Origin of the sequence: uncultured Arcanobacterium sp. (assembly GCF_947253055.1) — a bacterium.
GTDB lineage: Bacteria > Actinomycetota > Actinomycetes > Actinomycetales > Actinomycetaceae > Arcanobacterium_A.
The window spans coordinates 1-7,226 of record NZ_CAMXYE010000073.1 but is presented as its reverse complement, the minus strand read 5'-3'; the positions used below and the strand labels follow the sequence as shown (position 1 = coordinate 7,226).

5 protein-coding genes and 1 pseudogene are annotated in these 7,226 nt (G+C 49.8%); 3 read left to right on the top strand and 3 right to left on the bottom strand.

Going from position 1 to position 7,226, the window contains the following annotated elements; translation table 11 throughout:
* Window positions 1-646 (bottom strand): amino acid--tRNA ligase-related protein (locus Q0X35_RS05465; protein ID WP_297566328.1); only part of this gene is annotated, 646 nt, incomplete at its 3' end.
* Window positions 647-899: 253 nt separating this feature from the next.
* Between Q0X35_RS05465 and Q0X35_RS05460 the strand changes: the two genes are divergently transcribed.
* Window positions 900-2,324: an MFS transporter gene (locus tag Q0X35_RS05460; RefSeq protein WP_297566326.1), complete on the top strand. Its 1,425-nt coding sequence runs from the start codon at window positions 900-902 to the stop codon at window positions 2,322-2,324.
* Between the two features lie 14 nt (window positions 2,325-2,338).
* The gene (locus tag Q0X35_RS05455) at window positions 2,339-4,276 is read left to right on the top strand and encodes a DEAD/DEAH box helicase (protein WP_297566324.1); all 1,938 of its coding nucleotides are present in this window, start codon (window positions 2,339-2,341) and stop codon (window positions 4,274-4,276) included.
* Between the two features lie 60 nt (window positions 4,277-4,336).
* Here Q0X35_RS05455 and hisS read toward each other — a convergent pair whose 3' ends face one another.
* Complete coding sequence (gene hisS / locus Q0X35_RS05450; RefSeq protein ID WP_297566322.1) at window positions 4,337-5,668, bottom strand: histidine--tRNA ligase; 1,332 nt, start codon at window positions 5,666-5,668, stop codon at window positions 4,337-4,339.
* A gap of 54 nt (window positions 5,669-5,722) precedes the next feature.
* Window positions 5,723-6,460 (bottom strand): MBL fold metallo-hydrolase, encoded by a 738-nt coding sequence (locus tag Q0X35_RS05445; RefSeq protein WP_297566320.1) that lies wholly within the window; start codon window positions 6,458-6,460, stop codon window positions 5,723-5,725.
* 122 nt (window positions 6,461-6,582) lie between these two features.
* Between Q0X35_RS05445 and Q0X35_RS05440 the strand changes: the two are divergent.
* Window positions 6,583-7,226: pseudogene (locus Q0X35_RS05440) on the top strand (DUF349 domain-containing protein); the annotation flags it as partial.

Genomic DNA, 7,226 nt, shown 5'->3' with positions numbered 1-7,226 from the left:
AACGTGCAATCTGATAGTAACGCTCCATACCCGCTACCATTAGGAGCTGCTTAAAAAGCTGTGGTGACTGCGGAAGCGCATACCAAGACCCCGGAGAAAGCCGCGCGGGGACAATAAAATCGCGGGCACCTTCGGGAGTAGAACGAATTAAGGTAGGAGTTTCGATTTCCACAAAATCATTGGCGTCTAGTACTTGCCGAGCTGCCCTATTTACTTGCGCGCGCAGCCGAATAGCGCGCTGCTCATAAGAGCGTCGCAAATCCAGGTAACGATACTTAAGGCGAGTTTCTTCATTCACTGCCCCCGCATCTTCCGCATGATCTGAAACCTGGAAAGGCAGCGGAGCCGCGGGATTTAATACCTCTACTTCCTGTGCTTCTACTTCAATTTCCCCAGTAGGTAAAGCGGGATTGGTATTTCCATCCGGGCGCGCATTGACGGTGCCGGTTATTTGTATTACATACTCACTCCGCAATTCATGGGCCACATCCTCCCGAATCGTCACTTGGGCAATTCCAGAAGCATCCCGTAAATCTATAAAAGCGATACCGCCGTGATCGCGGCGCCGATCGACCCAACCAGCTAGCGTAACGCTAGTGCCAATATCTTCTTTACGCAGGGAACCTGCCATACGAGTACGTAACATAAAACCTCATTTCTGCAATTGTTTTCACCCGCGAGACGGGCGGGTTACAGTGGGCTGCGAGACAAGCGGCACACACGCTTTTTATAATACGCTTCTCTCCCCTTTCACTTCTCTGTGCCCAAGCAGTGGAGCTTAAACTCACATCCCAATGACTTGTGCTAGCTGCGGTAGAAAGTGAAAATTAAAGAAGACGAGCCAAGCTGATTTTAGAAAAATCGATTTATTACTATTCCGCAACTGAAATAGGTGCTTTTTGCAAAACAATATCGCCCCCAAAGAGGAAAAAATTACCTCGAGTAGCGTATCTATAAAATTAGGTGCTGATACGCTGCGGTGGCTGCAAATAATTGCCGTCAGTTTGGTAAGTATGGCTGCTTTCGAAACGGTAGCAGTGACTACTGCTATGCCTTTTGTGATGGAAGATTTACAAGGCGAATATCTATATGCTCTCGCCTCCGGAATTGCTCTAGCCACTCAGGTAATAACTACCGGCTTAGCAGGTAAATGGTGCGATACGAAAGGCCCACACCCCGCACTTTACACCGGGCTAATTCTTTTTATATCTGGCCTCCTCATCGCCACTTTTTCTCCAAATGCCGAGATTCTCGTGCTGGGAAGAGGTATTCAAGGCCTGGGAGGCGGGCTACTGATTGTGCCCCTTTATGTACTGGCCGGCCATTATATTCCTCCGGAAAAACAAGCTAATTTTTTTGCTTCTTTAGCCGCCGCCTGGGTATTGCCGGCATTAATTGGTCCAACTATTTCGGGGGCTTTGGTCGAGTATGTACATTGGCGCTGGGTATTCGGTATTACTCCCTTTGTTATTCTCGCTTTTCTGCCGCTCATAATCATAAAAGTGCGGGCTTTTCCGCATTTAGCAGCTCCGCAAAAACTGCAGAATTTTCCGCGCGTCATATTTCTCGCTCTCGGTACGGGAATTGCAGTGAGTGGCTTACAGATACTATCGGGAGTAAAAGCGGAAAACTTCTCCGTGCTCCATTTCCTGGGTATTCTCCTGCTCACGAGCTGCTGCTTTTTCGCAGTACGTCCGCTCTTACCGCCGCATACTCTACGTGCCGGAAGAGGCCTTCCTGCTAGCGTGCTCTATCGCGGTATGATGAACGGCGCCTATGTGGCGGTGGAACTTTTCTTGCCTTTACTTCTAAAAAATGTGCATAATTTTTCTCCCACCCGCGCTGGGATCGTCCTCACCATAGGTGCAGTCACCTGGGCTGCCGGTTCTTTTCTGCAAGGAAAAATTCACAATCCAAACTGGCGAAAGAAAATGCCACTCATTGGCTCTACCATGCAAATAATTGGGATTTTTTTGACCCTCCCGGGAATCTTCCCTGCTGTACCAGGAGAAATAGTTTTTGCTGGCTGGCTAATTGCTTCCCTTGGGATGGGAATAATCTATCCAGGAATTACGGTATATGCGCTGGCTCTTACCCCGAAGGAAAATCAAGGCAGCACCTCTTCCGCCCTACAAATTCTCGATTCACTGGGAGCAGCTATTTGTATCGCCTATGCCGGTATTATTTTTGCTCTCTGCCGGAGCCTCGGCGTCTATGCCTTTGGCCCCACCCTCGGCGCGCTCGTTATTTTTGCAGTTTTTGCTTTACTGATTGGTCAGCGCATACAAAAACCCGGCTCTACTACTTTTTCAATAACTTTTTGATAGGAATATTTTAGATGGACACTACTAGCACTTTTGCTGATCTTTGCCTGCCACTTCCCTTACTAGAAACGGTGGAAAAGCTCGGATTCTCCGCCCCCACCGCAATTCAAATGCAAGCTATTCCCCCGCTCCTCGCCGGGCGTGATGTAATTGGAGTAGCGCAAACTGGCACGGGGAAAACTGCTGCTTTCGGGCTTCCACTGCTTACACAGATAGATTCGGAGCTAAAAAATGTACAAGCCCTGGTACTAGCTCCCACCCGGGAATTAGCGATTCAAGATGCCGAAGCAATTAGTAATTTCGCAATACATAACGCCGATATTGAAGTAGCTACAATTTATGGTGGCGCGCCGTATGGACCACAGTTGCAGGCGTTGCGCAAAGGGGCACAAATAGTAGTGGGCGCCCCCGGCCGAATTATTGACCTGTACGAACGCGGCGCGCTTGTGCTCGATTCGGTAAAATACTTTGTGCTAGATGAAGCCGATGAAATGCTGCATATGGGCTTTGCAGAAGACGTCGATAAAATCGCGGCTGCTCTTCCCGCAGAGCGGATCTCAGCTCTATTCTCCGCTACTATGCCGAAACAAATCCGAGCTATTGCCGCCCAGCATCTGCAAGATCCAATTGAAATAACTGTAACGCCGCCTGCTTCCGTAGTTGAAACTATTGAGCAAGAATATGCGGTAGTGGCAGAGCGCTATAAAGTGGGAGCATTGTGCCGCGTATTAGCTACTACGGAGGCTCCAGCTGCTTTGGTATTCGTACATACGCGCGCTACTGCCGAGCAACTCGCTTTAGAATTGACGGCCCGCGGAGTGCATGCAGCTACACTTTCCGGAGATGTGGCGCAAGTGGAGCGCGAACGCCTAGTGGAACGGCTCCGCAGTGGTTTCCTTAATGTACTGGTGGCCACTGATGTGGCGGCACGCGGATTAGATGTAGAGCGAATTGGCTTGGTGGTCAATTTCGATATTCCCCGGGAAGCTGCCACCTATGTGCATCGAATCGGGCGTACGGGACGAGCTGGACGCCGCGGGCATGCCCTCACTTTCGTCACTCCTAAACAGCGCTTCCGCCTGCGTCGAATTGAAAAAATAACTGGAGTGGCAATTAAAGAAGCTAAGCTACCTACAGCAAGTGAAGTAAATTCGATTCGGGCCCGGGAAGTCCTTGCCCAAGCCCAGCAGCGGCAGGAAAAGGGGAACTTAGATCTCTATGCTACTGCTTTGGCGAAGTGGCAGGCAGAGCAGGTAAAGCAGAGCGAAGATACTGCGAATAGGGTAAATGACGAGAGTAGCGAGAGTAGTGCGAATCTGGAAAATACGGAATCGCCTATAAATACTATAAATACAGAAACGCCTCTAAATAATGAAGCTCGGCAGGAGCTAAATTTCTCCGCTGATTTACTGCTGGCACTACTAGCTTTGGCGGTACAGGACGATGGGGAAAAAACCTCCATAGAACCAGAAGATTTAGCAGCAAGTTTTACGGCGGAGAAAAAATCACGGAAAGCCAGAAAACGCCGCACCGAGCCTAAAGCTCCTACTTTTTCCGGCAAAGGCACGGTATATCGCGTAGAAGTAGGCCGGCGTGATGGAATTTCACCGGGCTCAATAGTGGGAGCAATTACTGGAGAAAGTAATGTAAAGGGCTCCGAATTAGGGCGAATCGATATTTTCCCCAGCTTTTCTTTAGTGGAAATGAAGCATGAGTTGGATAATAAAACGCGCAAAAGGATTGGGCAAGCACGCTTAGCGGGGCGAGCCTTGAATATCTCGCGCGATAATGGACCGCGGAAGCAGCAAAAATCTGCTGGCGCTACCGATAGCCTGGAACTGCGCAAATACCGAGCCGATAAAAAATTTGGCGAAGAACGCCGAAAAGCTCGGCAACAAGCCCAAGAAAAAGCGCAGCAACGGAAGAAAAAAGGGAAGAAATCGCGCCACTGATTTCAAGCCGTACTAATCTCTATCGGTGCTAATCGCAATTCAGATTAGTCTCGATTCGAACTAATTTTTATCCGGGCGCACTAAGGTAACTTTCCTATCTTCCTCTGGCGGAAGCCACGTATCGCTATCGGTGGGCACTTGCTCGCCGCTGCGAATATCTTTTACTTGCTCTCCCTCTTCGGTACTAAACCACACATAAGGAATGCCCCGCCGATCTGCGTAGCGAATCTGCTTCCCAAATTTTGCACAATTGGGCGAGACCTCTGCCGCTATCCCCCGCTGGCGCAAACGCATTGCAGTTTGCTCCGCATGGAGACGCTCAGCTTCGTCGTTCACCGCAATAAGTACCGTAGTAGGTACCGGGCGGCTGGGTACTACAGTTTCTTTTCCAATAATTCTTGCCAACATCCGCGATACGCCGATAGAAAGGCCAACTCCCGGATAAGCCTGTTTACCGTCGCTGACGAGCGAATCATAACGCCCACCAGAGCATACGGAACCCAAATCTTCATGCCCGAGCATAGTAGATTCATAGACCGAACCCGTATAGTAATCAAGACCGCGCGCAATTTTTAGATCTGCCTGTAGCGACCCCGGAATCAAAGCATTAGCGCCTTCGATTAGAGCTACTAGCTCTTCTAAGCCTTCTTCTAGCAGAGATGAATTGTGGCCAAGGGCCATTACCCGATCCGCTACCGAGGCATCACTTCCGGAAATTTCTGCTAGCTGCAGCGCTAGGCGCGCCTGATCGGGAGTAGCCCCGACTTGTTCTTGGAGAATTTCTGCCACTGCACCGGCCCCGATTTTATCTAACTTATCGATAATGCGCAGTGTCTCTTCGGTATTCTCGATGCCGATTGCCTCGTAAAATCCCTGCGCTACTTTTCGATTAGAGGCCCGAATTATCACGCGCGGAATTGGTAGACGCGCCAAAGCGTCTACCATAACTAAGGGAACTTCGATTTCGTGATGAAAAGCTAGCTCCCCTTGCCCGACTACATCCACATCGGCTTGGAGAAATTCCCGAAAACGACCGTCTTGGGGGCGCTCGCCCCGCCAAACTTTCTGAATTTGATAACGGCGAAAAGGAAAATGTAGATGCCCTGCATGCTCGAGGACGTAGCGAGCGAGCGGCACAGTGAGATCGAAATGCAGCCCGAGCTCTGCCGGCCCCGATTTTTCTCTATCTTGTAGCCGCGAAAGTAAATAAATTTCTTTCGAGGTTTCCCCTTTACTGAGTAAACGTTCTACCGGCTCTACCGCACGCGTTTCAATTCCGGAAAAAGCGTGCAATTCAAAAGTTTCCCGCAGCGTATCCACTACTTGCTGTTCAACAAGCCGCCCGGCAGGCAGCCATTCTGGAAATCCGGAAAGCGGAGCAATTTTGGCCATAATTTTCTCTTTCTTTTCAGGCAGCAAACCCGATTTTACTCTGTTTTGAAAAAATTAACTCATAGCAGCTTGTAAAAATTGAGAATGTCGCACTTCGTGAAACATAGAAGTGGTATCACCATGACCGGGCAGAATAAAAGTTTCTGGTTTTATCACTTGTACTAATAACCGCAGCGAAGCTGCCATTGCGTAGCCATCTCCCCCGGGAAGATCCGTGCGCCCAATGCCGTTATTAAAAATCACATCTCCAGAAAACAAGAATTTTTCTTCTCGCCCCGTCACTAAGATATTTTCCATTTCTGGCGAAGCAGGATTTTCCCTGCGCGATTGCCCAGTAAAAAGAAATACGGCAGAACCTTCCGTATGCCCCGGGGCGGGAACTGCCCGCATCGGAATTCCTGGTACGAGCTCTACGGCGGTGGAAAAAATTTCATCTGGTAAATTCTGCAAATTTTCTGGCTCCTGCCATTGGTCTATTCCCATGCGGGTAAAACCTAGATGTGAATTCTTCATCCCCGTAGTAGCGAGCGGATCGGTGAGCCGATAGCGATCAGGAGCAGAAATATATACCGGCGCAGCGCCAGCTACTGCCGATACATCCCAGACGTGATCAGCATGGCCGTGGGTAAGTAATACGGCTCCTAGGTGCAAATTTTGTGCCGCTAAAGTATCTTTAATCCAATAGCGCGAACCCGCACCGGTATCTACGACTAATGCACTACGAGCATTCTCATCAGCCAATATATAGGTATTTGCCTCTAAAAAAGTACGGTTATAACGCAGAATTATCATATAGATAACCGTAGCGGAAATTGCCGCTTTTCGACATTGGAGAGAAAATCTGCGTAAACTGTGTGTTGAATGACGTGTACGGTGTGCGTAAAGCCGACCCCGGCCTCAAAAGGAGATCAAAGATGAGTGACCCTACAGTAAACGATAATGCAGAACTTGCTAGCGCTGATACCGCCGCTGAAGCAGCACCTGTAGAAAAAGAAGCTGCTGCTCCCACTACTTCTGCTCCCAGTGCTGAAGAAAAAAGTGCGGAAAAAGCAGCGGTAGCTAATCCACCGGCAGCAGAAGCATCGCCGGCGGGCGGTGAAGTAGCTGCTCCGGTACCGGATGTAGATGATAAAGCTGCTGCAGAAGCTGCAAAATGGGGTCGCGTCGATGAAGAGGGCAAGGTGTGGCTGCGGGAGGGCGAAAACGAACGCCTAGTCGGGCAGTTTGCAGCGAGTGGCACTAAAGAAGATGCGCTCGGGCTCTTTATACGCCGTTTTCTTGATTTGCAGGCGCAGGTAAAGCTGTTGGAGTCGCGTATTAATATTATTTCTCCGCACGAAGCCGAAAAATCTTTGCAGGCTCTAGAGAAAGAACTATTGGAACCGGCGGTAGTCGGTGATGTGGAGAGCTTGCGCAAGACGGCTGCGCAACTAAAGGAAAGAATTGCGGCGCGAGCGGAAGTAGTAGCAGCAGAAAGAGCAGCTGCAAAAGAGGCCGCACTGGCACGCCGTACAGCAATAGTAGAGAAGGCAGAAGCAGTAGCCGCACAAGATGCCGC